This window comes from Desulfobulbus sp., assembly GCF_030824455.1.
In the GTDB taxonomy this organism is placed as follows: domain Bacteria; phylum Desulfobacterota; class Desulfobulbia; order Desulfobulbales; family Desulfobulbaceae; genus Desulfobulbus.
Map to the genome: position 1 here is coordinate 35,549 of NZ_JAVBXR010000118.1, position 19,231 is coordinate 54,779.

Here is a 19,231-nt window from a genome sequence, read left to right on the forward strand (position 1 = left end):
TCACCAGAGAAGCCGTTTGGCGTTGACTGCGGGAAACCCGCGCTCCCCGAGCAGGTGGATGGTGGTCCGGACGTCGTATTCCAGGGCCCGCACCTCGATGGTTTCGCGTTCGGTGTCCCAGAGCAGATACTTGGCCTGCCAGCCCAGGGCGTCGCGCGGCTGGCCGACGCTGCCGGGCAAAATAAGCCACCGGCCGTCAGCCGCAAGCGATGTTTGCCCCAATTGCAAGTCGCATCGGCAAATCTCGCCCCCCTGCTGTCCGTAAAACCCGAAGGCATGGGTGTGGCCGGCAAAACAAAGGCGCTCCGGGTAGCTTGCAAACAGTCGCTGCAGCCGGTTGTCGGAGGGCGCATGCAGATAGACCGTGACCGATTGCGGCGGGCAGCCGTGGACGAACCGGGCCCCGAACTCGCTGCGCCAGGCCGGCAGATCCTGCAGCCAGGCCAGGGACTCGGGGCTGAGCAAGGTGCGGCTGACGGCCAGGGAATCGCGGGCAACAGCGTGCAACCGGTTGAAGTAGCTGCGGCTGATCAATCCCAACTCATGATTGCCCATGACCGAGACAACCCGGTATCCTTGCAGGGTCCGCACCACTTCCTCGGGCTCGGGACCGTAGCCGACGTTGTCGCCCAGCGAAAAAATCCGATCAACGCCCCGTGGGGCAATGTCGGCCAGGACCGCTTCCAGCGCCCGATAATTGCCGTGGATGTCGGCCATCACCGCCAGCAGCATTACCTTGTCCGCATCGTGTCGTTCTGCCTGCCCGGCCCGCCCTGTGCCAGCACCGGCGAGCCGATGCGCAAACCGGCGTCGGCATAGCGTTGGCGAAGATGCGCAAGAACAGTGGTGCACTTGACCACAAACAGGAAAAAAATCGGGGCCTGCACCTCGGACAAACATTCGAAATTGCCCATGCCTTTGCTGATGATGCAGTCGGCCTCGGCAAAGCGGCGACGGAAGTCCTCGCTGCAGTTGCCCAGCGGCGTGCCGGGCACGTCGGCGCCGTTGTCGATCACCGGGCAGAGGCGGTCAATCCCGCAAAGGCGCGCGTCTTCGAGGGTGGCGTCGTTGATGATCGGCGATTGCCGCACCGCCAGGGTCACTTGGCAGCCCCGGGCGAGCAGCTGCTCGATCAGCAGCTTGTCAAAGACAATTTCCCCGCAGTTGTCGGCTAAATAGAGAATATTGGCCTGTTGTCCGACCTGTTGACGCAGGGCCTCGTAATGGTTGACGGCGAACGGTTGGCGGCAGGAAGCGAGGGCCTCGTCCCGATCAAGCAGACGCTGAGACCCATAGTCAAGGACGTTGGCGCTGACGGCAAACTGGATCGCCGCCAGCAGGGGATCGCTGTCCCGCTGGATGCATTCCCGCGTGCGGGCCTCAAGCGCCAGGGCAAAGGCGTTGCTCTCCCGTTTTTCCGCCAGATAGGGATCGGCCACGCCGGTGCGGCGGGCAATGAGACGATAATAGTGGACCGCGTTTTCCGGCGGCGGCAGGCGGGGATCAAAACCAGACAGCATCGCCCCGACTTCGGCGGCAATCCGCCAGTGGACCGCCGGGTCGTCGGCGCACCGGCGCACCGTGGCCAGGGCCTGACGCAGAAAGCAAACCAGGCAATCGTTGCCGGTCTGCATCAGCCCCTCCGACCGCCGGTCTGGCGGAGCAGATACTGGGGGCGGACATTGCCCAGGGCGGCAAAAATGTGCTCTTTGGCGCCGGGGATCTGGCGATAGATCTGTTCGGCCAACTGGTGAATTTCCAGGCGTCGGGTCTTCTCCGACAGGGGGCAGGCGGTGCGGACCGCTTCCAAGCCAAGGCTGCGGCCGACGGTGGCGATCTCGTCCTTGTCCAGATAGGCCAAGGGCCGGATCAGGGCCAGACGGCCGGAAAAAAGCTCCTGACGGGGCGACATGGTGCTGATGTTGCCCGCGCAGGTGAGGTTGAGCAAAAAAGTTTCAATGATGTCGTCGCGATGATGGCCCAGGGCGATTTTGTTGCAGCCGCTTTGCCGGGCGTGCTCAAACAGTTGGGTGCGGCGGGAGCGGGCGCATTGGAAGCAGACGTCGCGACCGCCCTGCTTCGACCTCGTCTGGTGCGGGTCAGGCCGCCAAAGCGCCGGCAGCACCCGCAACGGCAGGCCCAGCGCCGCAGCCTTGGCCGCAACCTGCGCCGCCGCCGGGCCCAAAGCGTCTGGAGACGACTCCATGTCGACATGCACGGCCTCAAGCGCATACGCAATGGGCGCTTTTTTCCGCCAGGCCAACAACAACCATGCCAGCACCAGAGAGTCCATCCCCCCGGAAACCGCAACCAGCACCCGGTCGCCGTCGGCCAGCATGCCATAGTCGTGCATGGCCCGACCGACGCGCCGGTTGATTCCCCGCGGCAGCACGACCGAAGCGTCCGACAAGCGACCGGCGCTTACTTGCCTCCGAGATAGGAGCACTGCCCCAGTCGCTCCTGCAACCCTTCACGCGCCAATTCCTCGGCGGTTAGCCAGGTCAGGCCACGATTTTTCGCCTTGGGCAGGGTGAGCAGATTCTCCATGACCGTTTGCTGCTGCTCGTCAAATCGACCGTGACAGAGCACCCTGCCCTCACCGGTCTCGTACAGCTTGTAGGCAAAGGTGACCGCTGCGGGCCGTTTTACGCCGTAGTCGCCGCCCACCCGCTCGGCGTACCGACTGAGGGAGATCTCAAGCGCCGCGTTGCAGCCCGATTTTCCGACCCGCTGACGGGCCTGGCTCAATCCGGCTCCACTGACCGCGGTCTGATCTTCGGCGACAAACCGCACCTTGGTCTGGCCAGCCAACACCTCTTTGAGCAACCCGTTCATTACCTGACTGCCCTCGGCGAGCGCCTTGTGATCGGCCGGCGAGGCGGCGTCTTCAAGATCGGCCGCCGGCAGCACCGGCAACACGGCAATGCAGGACAGCGGAACATCAGCGGCTTTGGCGGCGGCTGCCGGCTCTTCCTTGTTGGCGCAGCCTGAAGCGGCGAGAAGACAACATGCGGCCAAGCCGAGTCGTAATTTTGAAATTGCGGTCACCTGATCCTCCTTAAGTTTTTTGATTATATGAATGTTCACAACCGTCCCACAGCGGCTCACGGCCCCGAAGGGCAGGCCCGCCGGCGCCCGGCGGCTACAGCACGCCCTTGGACGAAAGCTGGCCCACAACCTTGGGATGGGGGCTCACGGCAATCGCCAAGGCCCTGGCCAGGGCCTTGAAGACCGCCTCCAAGATATGATGCCCGTTTTCGCCATGGAGCAGGTCGACATGCAGAGTCAAACCAGCATGAAGCGCAAAGGCGCGGAGAAATTCCTTGGCCAGCGGCGGATCGAACGCGCCGATTTTCGCTTCGCTCACCGGAACCTGATAATGAAGATAGGGACGGTTGGAACAATCGACACAGACCCTGGCCAGGGTTTCGTCCATGGGCACGTAGGCGTGGCCGTAGCGGCAGATCCCGGACTTGTCGCCAAGGGCCTGGGCAAAAGCCATGCCCAGGCAGATACCCACATCCTCTACCGTGTGATGATCGTCAACCTCCACATCCCCGGTTGCAGCGATGTCCAGATCAAAGAAGCCATGCACCGCGAACAGGGTCAACATATGGTCCATAAAGCCAACGCCGGTGCGAACGCCGGCGCGACCGGCGCCGTCGAGATCAAGCGCGAGCTTGATCTGGGTTTCCTTGGTGGCGCGCTCAATAAACGCCTTTCGAATGGCGGATTCAGCCATAGTACACTCCCGCAACAATCAGGCGGCCGGCCGAAGCCAAACGCGCCGCGGATAAAGACAGCAGATGCCTAAGTTTGTAAGTGAAAAAGCAAAAACGACTGTAGTCAATTTTTCAGCCGGCCTCAACATTTGATTCCAAACAGTTGCCCCGAAAACGCCGGGCGGCCGCAGGATTGTCGCCCCTGTGACGGCAAGAAAGGGACACCCTATCAAAATTATCAATAAAATAAGACTCATATTACTCCTGTTTCCATATCCTGGCAACTGTTCCCAAACCGGCTACGATTGTTTTTGCGACCGAGGCCGGCAGATTTTTATTCAAGATGGAAATTTAATATTGACACCAGCCGTCAAATCTTGGTAAAGTCGGCCGCGTTACAAAAAACAATGAGCGGGAATAACTCAGTGGTAGAGTGCAACCTTGCCAAGGTTGAAGTCGCGAGTTCGAATCTCGTTTCCCGCTCCACAAGAGACTCCAAGGTTCGGACCTCTGTTCGGACCTTTTTTTTTCAGTAGTGAGGCGCAGAATGAAAACCTATTACACGCCGGTAAATGAAATTGAACGCAAGTGGTTTGTAGCCGATGCCGACGGCAAGGTTCTTGGGCGTATCGCCACGGAAATCGCCCGCCGTCTGCGCGGTAAGCACAAGGCCACTTTTTGCAACTTTCAAGACAATGGCGATTTCGTGATTGTTGTCAATGCCGACAAGATTCATCTCACCGGCAACAAGTGGGACGACAAAGTCTATCATCATCACACGGGATATCCCGGCGGCATCAAGACCCAGACCGCCCGCGAAGTTCTTGCCAAAAAGCCGGAGGAGTTGATCCGCACGGCGGTAAAGGGCATGCTGCCGAAAAATAAAATCGGCCGGGCGCAGCTTAAAAAGCTGAAGGTCTATGCCGGCACGGCTCATCCCCATCAGGCACAACAACCTGAAAATCTTGAGATTTGATAACGGAGCATAGAACATGGCCCAAGAGAAGACATACGCTACCGGCAGACGGAAAACAGCAATCGCCAGAGTCTGGATCACCCCCGGCAGTGGAAAGCTGGCCATCAACAAGATGGAGTTGAACGACTATTTCGGCAATATTTTCTTTGAGCCCAAGGTTGCCAAGCCTTTTGCCGTTACCGAAACAATGGATCAGTACGATGTGATGGCCACGGTCAAGGGCGGCGGAAAATCAGCCCAGATCGACGCCTTGGTCCACGGCATTGCTCGCGCACTGCAGGAGTTGAATCCTGAGATGCGCCTGCCGTTGAAAAGAGCAGGCCTGCTGACCCGTGATCCGCGCGCCAAAGAGCGTAAAAAGTACGGCCAGCGCGGTGCCCGCGCCCGCTTCCAGTTCTCCAAACGCTGATTTTTATTGGGCGGAGCTGGTCGCCGCGATTTCTTACTCGCATTAGCGAATGCTCAGGGAATAACGAACACTTCGTTATTCCCTTTTTTTTTAACCTCAGATCCTGCACGACCGGTGCGAAACGAGGAACCTCATCATGTTGCATGTCGGTATTGTTGGCGCCTCCGGGTATACTGGAGTTGAATTGGCTCGAATCCTGGCCGGGCATCCGGAAATCCGTCTCACCGTCGCCACCTCGCGGCAGTATGCAGGCAAACCGCTGGCCGAGGTGTTTCCTAATCTGCGTAAACGGGTCGACCTCTGCTGCGAAAATTTGACGGTTGACGAACTGATCGGCCGGGCTGACTTCTTTTTCACCGCCGTGCCCCACAAGACCGCCATGGACATCGTTCCCAGGCTGCTCGACGCCGGAAAAAAGGTGGTTGACCTGAGCGCCGATTACCGTATCCATGACCCGGCGGTGTACGAAGCATGGTACCAGGAGCACACCAGTCCCCAGTTGCTCGGCGAAGCGGTCTACGGTCTGCCGGAACTCTACCGGGATCAGATCCGAAACGCCCGGCTGACCGCCAACCCAGGCTGCTATCCGACCTCGGTGATCCTGGCCCTGACGCCCTTGCTCCGGCGCGGCCTGATCGATCCGGCCACCCTGATCATCGACTCCAAATCCGGAACCTCCGGGGCCGGCAGAGCCGCCAATGTGGGAACCCTGTTTTGCGAGGTCGCCGACGGCTTCAAACCGTACAAGGTAGGCGGCAGCCATCGCCACATCCCTGAAATCGAGCAGGAACTCTCCCTCGCGGCCGGCGCGCCGGTCACGATTTCCTTTACCCCGCACCTGCTGCCGATTTCCCGGGGCATTCTCAGCACCATGTACGCCTCGCTGACCGCGCAGGGCAACAGCGTCGACCTGCAGGAAATGTACGAAACATTGTACGCCGACGAGCCGTTCGTCCGGGTGCTGCCTGCCGGCACGCCGCCGTCGACCCAGCATGTTCGCGGCTCCAACTGCTGCGACCTGGCCCTGCAAAAAGACGAACGGACCGGCCGCCTGATCGTCATGTCCGCCATCGACAACATCGTCAAGGGCGCCTCTGGACAGGCGGTGCAGAATATGAACCTCATGAACGGCTTCCCTGAATCCACCGGGTTGATGGGAGCGCCGTTTTTCCCCTGATGTCCCGCACAATCCGGCTGCTGCTCGCCTACGACGGCGGCGGCTACTGTGGATGGCAACGGCAGCGGCAGGGCGAACGCACCGTTCAGGGCGAGTTGGAACAGCAACTCGCCCTTTTATGTGGTGAACCGATCATCCTCCACGGAGCCGGGCGCACCGATTCCGGGGTCCACGCCCTCGGCATGGTGGCCCATTTCCGCACCTCGGCGGCCATCCCGGCGGTTGCTTTTTTCAAAGGCCTGAATTCGATGCTGCCCAAGGACGTCCGCATTCTCGCCGCCGAAGAGGCCCCGGCCGATTTCCACAGCCGCTACCACGCCCTGGGCAAGACCTACCGCTATGACTTTTTTACCGGGCCGCTGCAACTGCCCTGCGACCGCCTCCACCGGGCCCATATCCCCGGCCGATTTGATCTCAACCGGCTGCGCGACTGCCTGGACGTGCTCATCGGCGGCCATGATTTTTCCAGTTTTGAGCGGGTCGGCTCCCGCGACCGGAACGCCGTCAACGGACGCGGCGCGGTTCGCACCCTGTTCACGGTCAGTTGCACGCCCCAGTTGGGCTGCGCCGACGGCTGGTCGCTGCGGCTGACCGGCGACGGCTTCCTCCGCCAGATGGTGCGCATCCTGGCCGGAACCCTGATCGAAATAGGCCAGGGCAAGCGGCCGGCGGGTCAGTTGGCAGAGATCCTGCGTGCCAGGGACCGGTCCCAAGCCGGGCCCACCGCGCCGGCTTGCGGACTGTTTCTCGAAAAAATTTATTACCCCGCCCCCCTCTTCCAATCCTAGCTTTTGCCGCCCATGTTCACCGCCTGCCGCCCTCTCATCCTCGCCTCAGCCTCGCCGCGCCGGCAAGAGTTCCTGCAGCGGCTCGGCCTGGATTTCCAGGTTGCGCCGGCCCATATTGACGAAACCCCAGAGACGGGCGAAGCGCCCGAGACCTTTGTCCGCCGCATGGCCCTGACCAAGGCCCAACACATTGCTCGCCAGCATCCCGAGGCCGTTGTCCTTGGCGCCGACACCGTGGTCGTTCTTGCCGGAACCATCTTCGGCAAGCCGCAGGACCGCGAGGAAGCGTTCACGATCCTCAAACGGCTCCAAGGCCGGACCCATCAGGTCATGACCGGCTTTGCCGTGGTCTCCAGACAGCAGGCCATTGAAGTAATTGATGCGCAGACCACCCAGGTGGCGTTTGACCGCTTCGACGACGTGGTCCTCCGCGCCTACGTCGATTCCGGCGAACCCATGGACAAGGCCGGCGCGTATGGCATCCAGGACCGTGGGGCCTTTCTCGTCCGCTCCATCACCGGTTCCTACAGCAATGTGGTAGGCTTGCCGCTCAACGCCGTTGTCCAGACGCTGCTTCGCTGCGGGCTGGCGGCGCCGGCCTGACCACCCCAGCGTCATAGGCCATAGGGTGCCAGGTTCCACAGTTATTCAGACAAAAACCAAGCGGTTACCGCTTCCTTGCGGAGAAAAAACACAAAGTTCGCATTGATCAAACGCCCTGGATGTGGAATGCTACACAAGGGCAAATACGCGGCGCCGCCAACGCTCTTCTGTTGTTCCCAGCGTCTTCCGCCCCTCGGTTATCGCTGCTTTTCCAGCACCTTCACGTTTACGACGGAAAAAACATGGGTACTCCCCCGCGCACCTCATCGCCGGACAGAAACAGCCTGCTGCTTGATTTTCCGGTTCGCCTCTATACAGCGCTGCGCACAATACGCATCTACCCGGCCTCCAATCCGCAAGTCCAGCGCAGCAACGATTTTGTCTTGAAGGCCTTTGCGGCTTTGTTGGAAAGCAGCGGCGACCATGCAGTCAACCTTGCCATTTCAGAAGGAAAAATCCTGGTGTGCGGCGAACGCCTGGCGGACAAGGATCACGCGCGGCCACAAATCCAAGGCCTGCTCACTCTGCTCAACCGTTTAAAGATTCACTCGTTTACCTTTCAGCCCTCCTTCTCCTTTGAGGAATGTCTCAATTTCACCCAAACGCTCTCGGCCTTGCTGGGCGAGAAGGAACTGACCGAGCCTGTTGCCGCGCTCCTCGACAAAGCCGGGATCGCCTCGGTTTTGGTTGACGCCAAACGCTACGTCGCCATCCACGACGGCGAGCAAGTGGTCCGCGACGAACTGATTGGCTCCGGTCTCAATATCAGCGATGAAGAACTGGCCAATTTTGTGCTAGGAAAAACAGGAGTGGACCCATTGCGCGGCGTCTCTCCGGAGTTGGTGCAGGAACTGATCAACCGCCTGCCCGCTGCAGACGGCCGCAGCCAGCGTCCCGAGGAGGTGACCAAGGCCGTGGTCGATTTCCTCCGCGATCTGAGCCAGGAAACCGACCTGCAGAAACGCGCCCTGCAACTGGAGCACTCCGCCGCCGCCCTTTCCGGTCTTGACCCCACCATGCTCGCCAAGCTGGTGGCCAGCTTGCCGGCCTCCCCTGCGGCCGACGCCATGCTCGGTTCCGCCCTGCACCAGCTCACGCCGCAACGGCTCAACAGCCTGATTGCCAACCTTGCCGCGCAACAGCCCGAGCCGTCCAGTGCGGCGGCGCCCAATGGATCGCCGTCGCACGACCTGTCCGCCCTGACGCGACTGGCCCATCTGGAAAACGAACCGAATCCTGCAATCAACCAGGCGATCGCCCGCCACCTCGACGCCCGGCAAATGCTCGCCAATCCAGCCACTTCGGCGGCCGATTTGCCCGAGCACCTGCTGCAGCGACTCCAACAGCCCGAATGGTCAGCCCCGGTGCTGGCCACCGCCGCCCAGCAGGTCGCCGATGCGCAGGGGCAGAGCGGCGCTCAAATCGACTTCAACGCCTTTAACCGCATGCTCGGCCAGTACGAACAATTGCTCAGCCGCGAGCAGCAAGGCCAGGTCGCCCGTCAGGCTGGGGCGCAACTGGCCTCGATGGAAGGGCTGGCATTGGGCAACATCCTGGCCCAAAAATTCAAGGGCCTCTTTGGCGAGCAGCTCTACAGCCAAGTCATCAACCAGGTTTCCGACCAACTCCTAGACGAAACCGTTGAGCATCTGACGCCCAAGCAACTCAATCGGATGGTCGCCACCCTCACCAGCGACATCCCCTTGCAGATTGGCAAGGAGAGGGATCCCGACTTCAAGCCCGCCGACGACTCCGTGCTCAAACGACTGGCCCAGACCCGAAAAGGCCCCGAGATCACTAAGGCCGTGGCCCAGAATCTCGACGCCCGCCAATTGCTGGTCAGCCCAAACACCACTGTGGCCGAGTTGCCAGAACATCTGCGACAACGGCTCCAGCAACCTGAGTGGTCGGCTCCAGTGCTCGCCACTGCCGCCCAACAAGTGGTCGAAGCGCAGAACGGCCAGGTCAATTTTGCGGCCTTTAACAACCTGCTTGCCCGCTACGAGCAGCTGCTCAGCCGCGAACAACAGGGCCAGGTCGCCCGCCAGGCCGGAGCACAGCTCGCTTCCATGGAAGGCCTGGCTTTGGGCCACATCCTGTCCCAAAAATTCAAGGGCCTCTTTGGCAAACAGCTCTACAGCCAAGTCGTCACCCAGGTTTCCGACCAACTCTTGGACGAAACCGTTGAGCATCTGTCGCCCAAGCAACTCAATCGGATGGTTGCCACCCTCACCAGCGACATCCCATTGCAGATCGGCAAGGACATGGATCCAGATTTCAAGCCCGCCGACGACTCCGTGCTCAAACGGCTGATCCAGACAAAAAAGGGTCCGGAGATCACTCGGACTATCGCCCAGAACATAGACGCCCGCCAACTGTTGATCAACCCTGGCACAACGGCGGCCGAGTTGCCTGAACATCTGCTGCAGCGGATTAAGCAGCCGGAATGGTCAGCCCCGGTGCTGGCCACTGCCGCCCAGCAGGTGGTCGACCCGGACATCCAGGTTCAGGGCGACGGCCAAGTGGATTTTGCTACGTTCAACACCTTGCTGGGTCGCTACGAGCAACTCCTCAGCCGAGAACAACAGGGGCAGGTCGCCCGTCAGGCCGGGGCGCAACTGGCCTCCATGGAAGGCGTGGCCCTGGGCAACATCCTGGCGCAAAAATTCAAGGGCATCTTTGGGCAACAACTCTATACCCAGGTCGTCAACCAGATCTCCGACGAGTTGCTCGACAAGACCGTCGACCACCTCACGCCCAAGCAACTCAACCGGATGATCGTCGCCCTGACCAGCGACCTCCCCCTGCAGGTCGACAAGAACAAGGACCTCGACTTCAAGCCCGACGACGATTCCATCCTCAAGCGTTTGGCCCAGACGCACAAAGGCCCGGAGATCACCAAGGCCATTGCCCTGAACATCGACGCCCAGGTCCTGCGTTCATCTCCAGACCCGACCTCCGCCCTCCCCGACCGCTTGGCCATGCGCCTGCAACAGCCGGCATGGTCGGCCCCGGTGCTGGTCGCCGCCGCCCAACAATCCCTTGAAGCTGTTGATGATACCACCGGCACGGCGGATTTTTCGTCGTTTGAACAGATGCTTGAACGGTACGACACCCTGCTCAACAAGGAAAAGCAACTCCAGGTCGCCACCCAGGCCGGCGCACGGATCGCCGCGTTCGACGAAAAGGAACTGGGCCTTATCCTGGTGCAAAAATACAAGAACCTGTTTGGAGAACAACTCTATCAGCAGGTCATCGCCCAACTGTCCGAAGACAAACTGGAACGACTGACCGCTCAGCTCCAGGCCCTTGCCGAAGGCCGCGCCGAACCTGATTTTGCCCTGGCCAACAAAGAGATCGAAGCGGCCTACAATCGCTTGCTGCAGACGGTTCGCGGCGAAAAAATGCGGGCCATCATCCAAATGCACCGCGAACAGAAAAAATTACAGGAGCAGGAACGGAGTCTCTCCATCCGGGGCGGGCTGGACAAACTGCTCAGCGGCGACCTTAAAGACCTGGCGAGCCCTGAGATCTGCCAGGCCCTGCCGGACACCGTCAAAAATCTGCTGCTCGAAAACGACGGCGCCAAGGCCGACAATCTGCTGATGCAGCTGGCGGCGGCCCTACAGCACACCCAACCCGAAATTTGCGCCAACGCCTTCCAGGCCTTGGCCGAGATCGCCGGCCAATTGGCGCAGCTTGGTGAGTGGGAGCGCCTCGCCAAGCTTTTGCCGGCCTTGCAACAGGGGCTGCAGCTACCGGAAATCACGGCCGAGAGCAGCAAGCAGGCGCTGGCCGCCATTGGCCGTATTACCGGCCACCGTCTGACCGAGGAAAACTACGCCCTCGCCTACGAAACCGCCCATTTTCTGCAAACAACGTCGTCGACGACCGGAGCGTCCGGCAGCGCTCCGATCCGCGAGCAGGCCTTGGAAACCCTCAAGAGCCTGTGTTCGCCGCCCGTGCTGGAACAGTTGCTCGACCGTTACCTCCATGCAGAGCCCCACCAGGAGATTGCCGGCAAACTGTTGGTCGAGCTGGGTATGGATTCGGCGCGATTCCAACTGCAGCAATTGATTACCAACGAAAGTCGCTATGAACGAAATCGCCTCCTGGCGCTGATCAAGCAGACCGGCAACCCGGCGATCTCTATCCTGTTGGAACAATTGCACAAGGATTCGCCTTGGTTTGTGGTGCGCAACGTCATCCGTCTCCTCGGCGAGATCGGCAACCCCGCCCTTTTTGCCACGGTCCGGCCGTTCATCAATCACAGCGATCTTCGCGTCCAGCAGGAGGTCATCAGCACGGCGGTTAAAATTGGCGGCAACAACCTCAAGGATTTCTTGCTCCACGCCCTGCAAAACGTCGACGATTCCCTCAAAATCAAGGTTATTGCGCATGTCGCCCAGGCCCACGACGAACGGTTTGTGCGGCCGCTGACCGATCTTCTGGAGAGCGCCAAACCCTTTCTCGGCAAGAATAAAAACGACCTGCAGATCAGCATTTGCAAAACATTGGGGGCCATCGGCTCCAAACGGGCCACGGCGCCGCTGAACCGGGTGGTGCAAAGTAAAAACGTGTTGGGGCTTGCCGGCTACAGCGACGAAGTCCGCCAAGCCGCAGGCCAAGCCTTGGAGCAGATACGACAGGCGGCCCCCCTCAGCAAAGAGCGGGGCGAGGAGACCAGCGGGCGGCAGGAAGAGCAACCGTCGCCAACGCCTGCTTTGATGCCGGCGCCGGGCGTCCAAGCGGCGGAAGCGGAAATCTTTGCCTTAGTTGAACAGGGCCAGTCGGAGCACGCCAAGAAACAACTGCTCGACCTGATTGCCGCCACCGCCCGTTCCGGTGATTTTCCGACGGCGGAACGGTTGCGAGAGCGCATCTACGAAATAGACGCCATGCCCTTGGGTGAGATTATCCGCTCCGGCGAGATCATTGACGAGGAAAAACGAGGCGCGGTCAAAGGCGAGGATTTAGAGATCTGGTCCGATCTGACTGATCGCCTCAGCTCCAATGAATTTGAGTCTATCTACCATGAATTTATTGAACGACGCTACAAGCCGGAAGAAACCATTGTTGCCCAGGGCGACAAAAACGACGCCCTGTTCTTCATCAACCAGGGCAGCGTCAAGGTGTCGCATCTGGTCGGATCGCGGGAGTTGTTCATCACCAGCCTTAACCGGGGCCAGATAGCCGGCGAAAATTTTTTCACCCCCTCGTTCTGGACGGTCACCCTGACCTCGCTCACCCCCTCGCGCCTCTACATCCTGCCGCAAACGGCGCTGAATGTGTGGCAGGATCAGTTTCCAGGGTTGCGCGCCAAGCTGCACGAATATTTCGCCGCCTGCAACAACATCCGGTCCATGATTGAGAAAAAAGGATTGGAACGTCGCAAGGATCAGCGATTCAGCCTGTCGCGCAAAATTCAGGTGCAACCGATCAGCAGCCTCGACCAGCCCATCGGTCGCGGCTTTCGTTCTGAAACCGCCGACATCTCCCAGGGCGGGCTCGCCTTCCTTATCCGCATTGCCCGCCAGGAAAACGCCCGTCTCCTACTGGGCAGACGGGTGCAGGTGGTGCTGCCGGTGGGCGGCAAAAGTGGCCACCTCACCCTCAAGGGACTGGTGATCGGCATTCAGCCGTTTCACCTGCTGGAAAACGACTACTCGGCCCATTTTAAATTCGATCAACCGCTCGACAAGCACGAGCTTCAATCCATTCTTGGCTAAAAAGACCGCTCCTCCCCATTTCTTCTAACGTCCTCAGGGAGCGCCATGCCCGACGTTGTCACCCGATTTTACCTGCAACAACTGCCCGAGGCCAAGCTGTCCAACGCCCAGCTCCAGGCGCCGTGCCCCTTTTGCGCCGGCAAAGAGGCGGGAAAGAGCCCCCTGTTGACGGTTTTTCTCAATCAGGAGAGTTTTTTCCACGGCTACTTTCGCTGTGTGAACCATTGCGTCAGTGGTGGTTTTCCCCTCCATTTCGCCCGGCTGCGCGGCGTCAGCCCGTCGCTTGCGCCAGGTTTTGACCCGGATCGCGAGTATTTCGGCCGCGAGGTCGAGTATCCGGTCAAGAATCTCCACAACGAACTCATCGGTTTTGCCGACAAACTCACCGGCGACCAGCAGGCCACCCTGGCGGCGGGCGGGATTGCCCCCGAGACCCTGGCGGAACTGCGCATCGGCTACAACGGCAGATACCTGGTGTTTCCCTACATCCAGGCCGACGGCAACTGCTACGCCGCCCGTTGCGTGCATCCGGAGCGGCCGGAGGATTTTTTCTGGTACGGCGACGAACGCTTTTTTGGCGATCAGTTCCACATCTTCAACGCCCAGGAAATCGAGCGTTGCGAGAACGGCGCGCTCTTTCTGGTCGAAGGCGAAAAAAACCTGCTGCCCCTGAAGCAACTGGGATTGCCGGGCATTGCCGTGCCCACCGCCGCAGACCTCGCCCATGTCGATCCGCTGCAGTTGGCCTGGATCCGGACCATCTTTCTCTGGGTCAACCACACCGCCGAATCCGAAGCCATGGCCAAGGCCTTTGCCACCCGGGTCGGCTTCAAGGTGCGGATCGTTCGCTGGCCCGAGGACGCCGCCCGCAACGCCTCGCTGTTTCAGCTTGCCGCCGAGACCACAACCCCGTTGCAGAAAACCGTGTTTGCGATGATCCGGGAAGCGCGCGCCTTTTCGCCCTTCCCTACCCCTGCAAGCGAGTTTCAGACCTTCAGCGAGCGGTTGTTCCAGGAATCGGGCGAATCCTACGCCAGCCTGACCAGCGGTTTCCCTCTCCTGGATCGGGCGCTGGGGGGCATCCACGGCATCAACATCATGGGCGGCGCGCCCAAGGCGGGCAAATCGGCTTTTTTTATTCAGATCGCCTCGGAGATGGCGATGCGCAAAATCCCGACGCTGTACTATGACTTTGAAAACGGCCGGCAAAAAATTTATTTGCGCATCCTCTGCCGCCTCTGCCGCCTGACCATTGACCAAATCAAGGCTGCAAGCCTGTCTCCGGAAAAACGGCGACGGCTGCAACAGGCGCAACAACGGTTGCACCAGGCACTCTCCTGGCTGCGGGTGGTCAACGACCGCAAACTCTCGCCCGAGACCATGCGCCGCCACATCGATTTCATCCGCCACGAGACCAACTCGGACTATACAGTCGTGGTGGTCGACAGCCTGCACAAGCTGCCGTTCAAGGACATCAGCCAGCAACGCAGCGGCATTGACGGCTGGTTGCGTCAGTTGGAGGCCATCCGCGACGAGATGGCGGTCAGTTTTTTGGTGATCTCGGAGTTGGAACGAAGCGATGACGGCCAGTTCGACCGCCAGCCCCATCTCGGTTCGTTCAAGGGCTCCGGCGACATCGGCTATTCCGCCGACAACGCCATGGTGCTCCTGCCCAAGTGGGACCCATTTGACAACAGCCCGCCGGAACAGCGCGCCAACGAACTGTGGCTGGTCGCCAGTCGGGAGCAGAGTCCGGGGCTGGTGGCCTCGTACCGGCTGGATTTCCCCTACTGGGGCTTTAGAGAAGAGTAGGCAAATTCAAGCCGCACTCAGGCCGAAATCAGCCGGCGCCATTCGTCGATCAGGGCGAGGGCCTGGACGGAGCGGAGGCGGCCCCGTTCTTTTTTGGGGATTTTCCGGCCAACCAGGGGCGGAAACAGGCCGAAATTGACGTTGGACGGCTGGAAATGGGCCGGATCAGAGGCGATCAGGTGCTGGATCAAGGCGCCGTGGGCGGTGGCCGGCGGCTGCGTCAGCAACTCCTTGCCCTGGACCATCCGAGCCGCGTTGATTCCGGCCAGCAACCCCATGGCCGTGGACTCGATGTAGCCCTCGACCCCAGAAAGCTGTCCGGCGAGGAAAAGGCCCGGTCGCTGGCGCATCTGCAGAGTCGACTCAATCACCCGGGGGGCGCAGACAAAGGTGTTGCGGTGGATGGAACCCAGCCGCAGAAATACCGCCCGCTCCAGCCCGGGGATGGTGCGAAACACCCGCTGCTGCTCTCCATAGGTGAGTTTCGTTTGGAATCCCACCAGGTTGTAGGCCGTGCCCTCGCGATTTTCCGCCCGCAGCTGCACCACCGCATGGTAGACCTGACCGGTGACCGGATGCGCCAGGCCAATGGGCTTCATCGGACCAAAACGCAGGGTGTCCGCGCCCCGTTCGCACATCACTTCAATGGGCAGACAGCCTTCAAAATATTTTGCCTCCTCAAAGGCGTGCAGGGGCACGGTCTGGGCTGAACCAAGCACAGTCATGAATTGCTCGTACTGTTCGCGGTCCATGGGGCAGTTGAGGTAATCGCCCGGGCCGTCGTCGTCCCAGCGCGATTTTCGATAAATGATGTTCATGTCCAGGCTGTCGACGTCGACAATCGGGGCGATGGCGTCGTAAAAGGCCAGATGTTCGCCGCCAGCCAGGGCCTGGAGGTGTTCGGCCAGGGGGCCGGAAAGCAGCGGGCCGGCGGCAAGCACCACCGGGCCGTCCGTGGTCTCGGGAATCTGGAGGACCTCCTCGCGGCGCACCGTGATCAGGGGGTGTGCTTCAATCGCCTCGGTGAGCGCGGCGGCAAACTGCGCCCGATCAACGGCCAGCGCCGTGCCGGCCGGCACAGCGGTTTGGTCGGCGATCCGCATCAGCAGCGAGCCCAACTGGCGCATCTCCTCCTTGAGCAATCCCGCCGCCGAATCCACGGCATTCGAACGGAGCGAGTTGGAACAGACCAGTTCTCCCAACTGCGCCGATTCATGGGCCGGGCTGAAACGCTGGGGCTTCATCTCGTACAAGGTTACCCGCACGCCCTGTTGCGCAGCCTGCCAAGCCGCTTCGCAGCCTGCCAAACCGCCGCCAATCACGGTTGCCTGTCCTGTTGTTGCCATTGTTTTCCCCGCGCAAAAAAAAGGCAGAGTGAACAAGCACCCTGCCCTGAAAGCTGAAAATTAAAAACTACCGAACAACCCGATCAATACCGGTAATGCTCAGGTTTGAACGGACCCGCGACGTCTACGCCGATATAGTCGGCCTGCTCCTGGGTGAGCGCCGTCAAGTGTACGCCGATCTTGGCCAGATGCAGCCGGGCCACCTTCTCGTCGAGCTTCTTCGGCAAGAAATAGACCTTGTTCTCATAGGCTTCGGAATTTTTCCACAACTCGATCTGGGCCAACACCTGGTTGGTGAAGGAGTTGCTCATCACAAAGCTCGGATGGCCGGTGGCGCAACCGAGGTTCACCAACCGTCCCTCTGCCAGCACGATCAAGCGCTTGCCGTCGGGGAAGATGACGTGATCAACCTGGGGTTTGATGTTCTCCCAGGGCAGGCTGCGGATGCCGGCGATGTCGATCTCAGAGTCGAAGTGACCGATATTGCAAACAATAGCCTGATCCGGCATCGCTTCCATGTGCGCCCGGGTGATCACCCGCAAATTGCCGGTGCAGGTGACGAAGATGTTGCCCTTGGCCGCAGCCTCGTCCATGGTCACCACCCGGTAGCCTTCCATGGCCGCCTGCAGGGCGCAGATCGGGTCGATCTCGGTCACCAGGACCGTGGCCCCCATGCCGCGCAAGGCTTGGGCGCAACCCTTGCCGACGTCGCCGTAGCCAACCACCACCGCGATCTTGCCGGCGATCATCACGTCGGTGGCGCGTTTGATGCCGTCGATCAAGGACTCGCGGCAACCGTAGAGGTTGTCGAATTTTGACTTGGTCACCGAATCGTTGACGTTGAAAGCCGGGCACATCAGTTTGCCCTGCTTGGTCATCTCATAAAGCCGATGCACGCCGGTGGTGGTTTCCTCGGAGATGCCGCGGATCGACCGCATCAACTCCGGGTACTTCTCGTGCATCACCAGGGTCAGGTCGCCGCCGTCGTCCAGGATCATGTTGGGCCGCCAATCGTTCGGTCCAAAGATGGTCTGCTCAATGCACCACCAGAATTCTTCCTCGGTCTCGCCCTTCCAGGCAAAGGTGGGGATGCCGGCGGCGGCGACTGCGGCGGCGGCGTGATCCTGGGTGGAAAAGATGTTGCAGGAAGACCAACGCAACTCGGCGCCCAAATGTACCAGGGTCTCCATCAGCACCGCCGTCTGGATGGTCATGTGCAGACACCCGCCAATCCGCGCCCCGGCAAGGGGTTTGCTCGCGCCGAACTCCTCGCGCAGAGCCATCAGGCCGGGCATTTCGGTTTCGGCAATGGCGATCTCTTTGCGGCCCCAATCGGCCAGGCTCATATCCGCTACTTTATAATCACTCATGTAATGCTCCTGCTTCCTGCGTGAGGAAGCTGCTGATGCTGAAAAAAATTACAGGCCGGCGGCGGCGCGCAGGGCCTCGACCTTGTCGATCCGCTCCCAGGTGAACTCCGGCAGTTCGCGCCCAAAATGGCCGTAGGCTGCGGTCTTGTGGTAGATCGGCCGCAGCAGGTCCAGTTGCTGAATGATCGCCTTGGGCCGAAGATCAAAGACCTGGCCGACAATCTCAACCAGCCGTTCCTCAGAAACCGTGCCGGTGCCAAAGGTTTTGACGTTGATCGACACCGGCTTAGAGATGCCGATGGCGTAGGCCACCTGGACCTCGACTTCGGTGGCCAGTTTGGCGGCGACAATGTTCTTGGCCACATAGCGGCCCATGTACGAAGAGGATCGATCCACCTTGGACGGATCCTTGCCGGAAAAGGCGCCGCCGCCGTGCGAACCGCGGCCGCCGTAGGAATCGACAATGATCTTGCGGCCGGTGACGCCGCAGTCGCCCACCGGGCCGCCTATCACGAACCTACCGGTGGGATTGATGAAGAATTTGGTGTTGGCGTCGATCATGTGGGCCGGCAGCACCGGTTTGATGATCTCCTCCATCACCGCTTCCTTGAGATCCTCGTAGCTGACGTCCGGGCTGTGCTGGGTGGAAAGCACCACAGCCTCGATTCGTTTGGCCACGTTGTCGACATACTCGATGGTCACCTGACTCTTGGCGTCGGGACGCAGCCAGGGCAAAATACCGGCCTTGCGCACCTCGGCCTGACGCTTGGTCAGGTAATGGGCGTAGGTGATGGGCATGGGCATGAGCACGTCGGTCTCGTCGCAGGCGTAGCCAAACATCAGCCCCTGGTCGCCGGCGCCCTGATCAAGATCAAGTCCGCTGCCTTCGTTGACGCCCTGGGCGATGTCCGGCGACTGCTTGTCGATTGAGGTGATGACTGCGCAGGATTGCCAGTCAAACCCCATGTCAGAAGAATTGTAGCCGATCTCCCGGATGGTTTCGCGGACGATGTTGGGCATATCGACCCAGGCCGTGGTGGTGATTTCGCCGGCGATCATGGCCATGCCGGTGGTGACCAGACTCTCGCAGGCCACCCGCGCATGTTTGTCCTGGGTGAGGATGGCGTCCAGAATGGCGTCGGAGATCTGATCGGCGACCTTGTCCGGGTGTCCCTCGGACACCGATTCAGAGGTGAAAAGATGCGTTGACATAAGCGTCTCCCTATGGAGTTAAAATAGACAAAACAGCAAAAAAAAAAAAAGCCGCCCTCACGACAACGGGGCGGTTAGGAACATGCG

At 60.5% G+C, this 19,231-nt stretch carries 15 protein-coding genes and 1 tRNA gene; 8 read left to right on the forward strand and 8 right to left on the reverse strand.

Features of this window, described 5'->3' with window-relative positions:
- The 5 genes from RCH93_RS15840 to hisB form a co-directional block, all read right to left on the reverse strand.
- Positions 1-732 carry a metallophosphoesterase gene (locus tag RCH93_RS15840; protein ID WP_306549396.1) on the reverse strand — a complete coding sequence of 244 codons (732 nt, stop codon included), beginning with the start codon at positions 730-732 and terminating at the stop codon, positions 1-3.
- Positions 732-1,634, reverse strand: coding sequence for a DUF89 domain-containing protein (locus tag RCH93_RS15845; protein WP_306549397.1), 903 nt, complete (start codon positions 1,632-1,634; stop codon positions 732-734). The genes RCH93_RS15840 and RCH93_RS15845 overlap by 1 nt, the downstream gene beginning before the upstream one ends.
- Positions 1,634-2,392, reverse strand: coding sequence for an ATP-binding protein (locus RCH93_RS15850; RefSeq protein ID WP_306549398.1), 759 nt, complete (start codon positions 2,390-2,392; stop codon positions 1,634-1,636). Before RCH93_RS15850 ends, RCH93_RS15845 begins: the two co-directional genes overlap by 1 nt.
- Before the next feature lie 29 nt (positions 2,393-2,421).
- Complete coding sequence (locus RCH93_RS15855; protein WP_306549399.1) at positions 2,422-3,048, reverse strand: hypothetical protein; 627 nt, start codon at positions 3,046-3,048, stop codon at positions 2,422-2,424.
- Positions 3,049-3,142: 94 nt separating this feature from the next.
- A complete protein-coding gene (hisB, locus tag RCH93_RS15860; protein ID WP_306549400.1) occupies positions 3,143-3,742 on the reverse strand; it encodes an imidazoleglycerol-phosphate dehydratase HisB in 600 nt (199 codons plus the stop codon).
- A 391-nt stretch (positions 3,743-4,133) separates the two neighbouring features.
- Here hisB and RCH93_RS15865 point away from each other — a divergent pair.
- From RCH93_RS15865 to RCH93_RS15900, 8 genes are all read left to right on the forward strand, one after another.
- Positions 4,134-4,208, forward strand: a tRNA-Gly gene (locus RCH93_RS15865).
- A gap of 61 nt (positions 4,209-4,269) precedes the next feature.
- Positions 4,270-4,698 carry a 50S ribosomal protein L13 gene (rplM, locus tag RCH93_RS15870; protein ID WP_306549401.1) on the forward strand — a complete coding sequence of 143 codons (429 nt, stop codon included), beginning with the start codon at positions 4,270-4,272 and terminating at the stop codon, positions 4,696-4,698.
- Between the two features lie 16 nt (positions 4,699-4,714).
- On the forward strand, positions 4,715-5,107 hold the full coding sequence (rpsI, locus tag RCH93_RS15875; protein WP_306549402.1) for a 30S ribosomal protein S9: 393 nt from the start codon (positions 4,715-4,717) through the stop codon (positions 5,105-5,107).
- Positions 5,108-5,243: 136 nt separating this feature from the next.
- Positions 5,244-6,284 carry an N-acetyl-gamma-glutamyl-phosphate reductase gene (argC, locus tag RCH93_RS15880; RefSeq protein WP_306549403.1) on the forward strand — a complete coding sequence of 347 codons (1,041 nt, stop codon included), beginning with the start codon at positions 5,244-5,246 and terminating at the stop codon, positions 6,282-6,284.
- Complete coding sequence (truA, locus tag RCH93_RS15885; protein ID WP_306549404.1) at positions 6,284-7,072, forward strand: tRNA pseudouridine(38-40) synthase TruA; 789 nt, start codon at positions 6,284-6,286, stop codon at positions 7,070-7,072. Before argC ends, truA begins: the two co-directional genes overlap by 1 nt.
- 12 nt (positions 7,073-7,084) lie before the next feature.
- Positions 7,085-7,675 (forward strand): nucleoside triphosphate pyrophosphatase, encoded by a 591-nt coding sequence (locus tag RCH93_RS15890; protein ID WP_306549405.1) that lies wholly within the window; start codon positions 7,085-7,087, stop codon positions 7,673-7,675.
- A gap of 242 nt (positions 7,676-7,917) precedes the next feature.
- Entirely contained in the window at positions 7,918-13,404 is a 5,487-nt protein-coding gene (locus RCH93_RS15895) for a HEAT repeat domain-containing protein (RefSeq protein WP_306549406.1), read from the forward strand.
- A 45-nt stretch (positions 13,405-13,449) separates the two neighbouring features.
- The gene (locus RCH93_RS15900) at positions 13,450-15,216 is read left to right on the forward strand and encodes a DnaB-like helicase C-terminal domain-containing protein (RefSeq protein ID WP_306549407.1); all 1,767 of its coding nucleotides are present in this window, start codon (positions 13,450-13,452) and stop codon (positions 15,214-15,216) included.
- A gap of 17 nt (positions 15,217-15,233) precedes the next feature.
- Here RCH93_RS15900 and trmFO read toward each other — a convergent pair whose 3' ends face one another.
- The 3 genes from trmFO to metK form a co-directional block, all read right to left on the reverse strand.
- A complete protein-coding gene (gene trmFO, locus RCH93_RS15905) occupies positions 15,234-16,562 on the reverse strand; it encodes a methylenetetrahydrofolate--tRNA-(uracil(54)-C(5))-methyltransferase (FADH(2)-oxidizing) TrmFO (RefSeq protein WP_306549408.1) in 1,329 nt (442 codons plus the stop codon).
- Positions 16,563-16,645: 83 nt separating this feature from the next.
- Entirely contained in the window at positions 16,646-17,932 is a 1,287-nt protein-coding gene (gene ahcY, locus RCH93_RS15910) for an adenosylhomocysteinase (RefSeq protein ID WP_306549409.1), read from the reverse strand.
- A gap of 48 nt (positions 17,933-17,980) precedes the next feature.
- The gene (gene metK / locus RCH93_RS15915) at positions 17,981-19,144 is read right to left on the reverse strand and encodes a methionine adenosyltransferase (RefSeq protein ID WP_306549410.1); all 1,164 of its coding nucleotides are present in this window, start codon (positions 19,142-19,144) and stop codon (positions 17,981-17,983) included.
- Between the last annotated feature and the right edge of the window lie 87 nt (positions 19,145-19,231).

What these genes read in the sequence shown, in the direction of transcription:
- RCH93_RS15840 (WP_306549396.1), bottom strand. Translation starts at nt 732, where the DNA reads ATGCTGCTGGCGGTGATGGCCGACATCCACGGCAATTATCGGGCGCTG.
- RCH93_RS15845 (WP_306549397.1), bottom strand. Translation starts at nt 1,634, where the DNA reads ATGCAGACCGGCAACGATTGCCTGGTTTGCTTTCTGCGTCAGGCCCTG.
- hisB (WP_306549400.1), bottom strand. Translation starts at nt 3,742, where the DNA reads ATGGCTGAATCCGCCATTCGAAAGGCGTTTATTGAGCGCGCCACCAAG.
- rplM (WP_306549401.1), top strand. Translation starts at nt 4,270, where the DNA reads ATGAAAACCTATTACACGCCGGTAAATGAAATTGAACGCAAGTGGTTT.
- rpsI (WP_306549402.1), top strand. Translation starts at nt 4,715, where the DNA reads ATGGCCCAAGAGAAGACATACGCTACCGGCAGACGGAAAACAGCAATC.
- argC (WP_306549403.1), top strand. Translation starts at nt 5,244, where the DNA reads ATGTTGCATGTCGGTATTGTTGGCGCCTCCGGGTATACTGGAGTTGAA.
- truA (WP_306549404.1), top strand. Translation starts at nt 6,284, where the DNA reads ATGTCCCGCACAATCCGGCTGCTGCTCGCCTACGACGGCGGCGGCTAC.
- RCH93_RS15890 (WP_306549405.1), top strand. Translation starts at nt 7,085, where the DNA reads ATGTTCACCGCCTGCCGCCCTCTCATCCTCGCCTCAGCCTCGCCGCGC.
- RCH93_RS15895 (WP_306549406.1), top strand. Translation starts at nt 7,918, where the DNA reads ATGGGTACTCCCCCGCGCACCTCATCGCCGGACAGAAACAGCCTGCTG.
- RCH93_RS15900 (WP_306549407.1), top strand. Translation starts at nt 13,450, where the DNA reads ATGCCCGACGTTGTCACCCGATTTTACCTGCAACAACTGCCCGAGGCC.
- trmFO (WP_306549408.1), bottom strand. Translation starts at nt 16,562, where the DNA reads ATGGCAACAACAGGACAGGCAACCGTGATTGGCGGCGGTTTGGCAGGC.
- ahcY (WP_306549409.1), bottom strand. Translation starts at nt 17,932, where the DNA reads ATGAGTGATTATAAAGTAGCGGATATGAGCCTGGCCGATTGGGGCCGC.
- metK (WP_306549410.1), bottom strand. Translation starts at nt 19,144, where the DNA reads ATGTCAACGCATCTTTTCACCTCTGAATCGGTGTCCGAGGGACACCCG.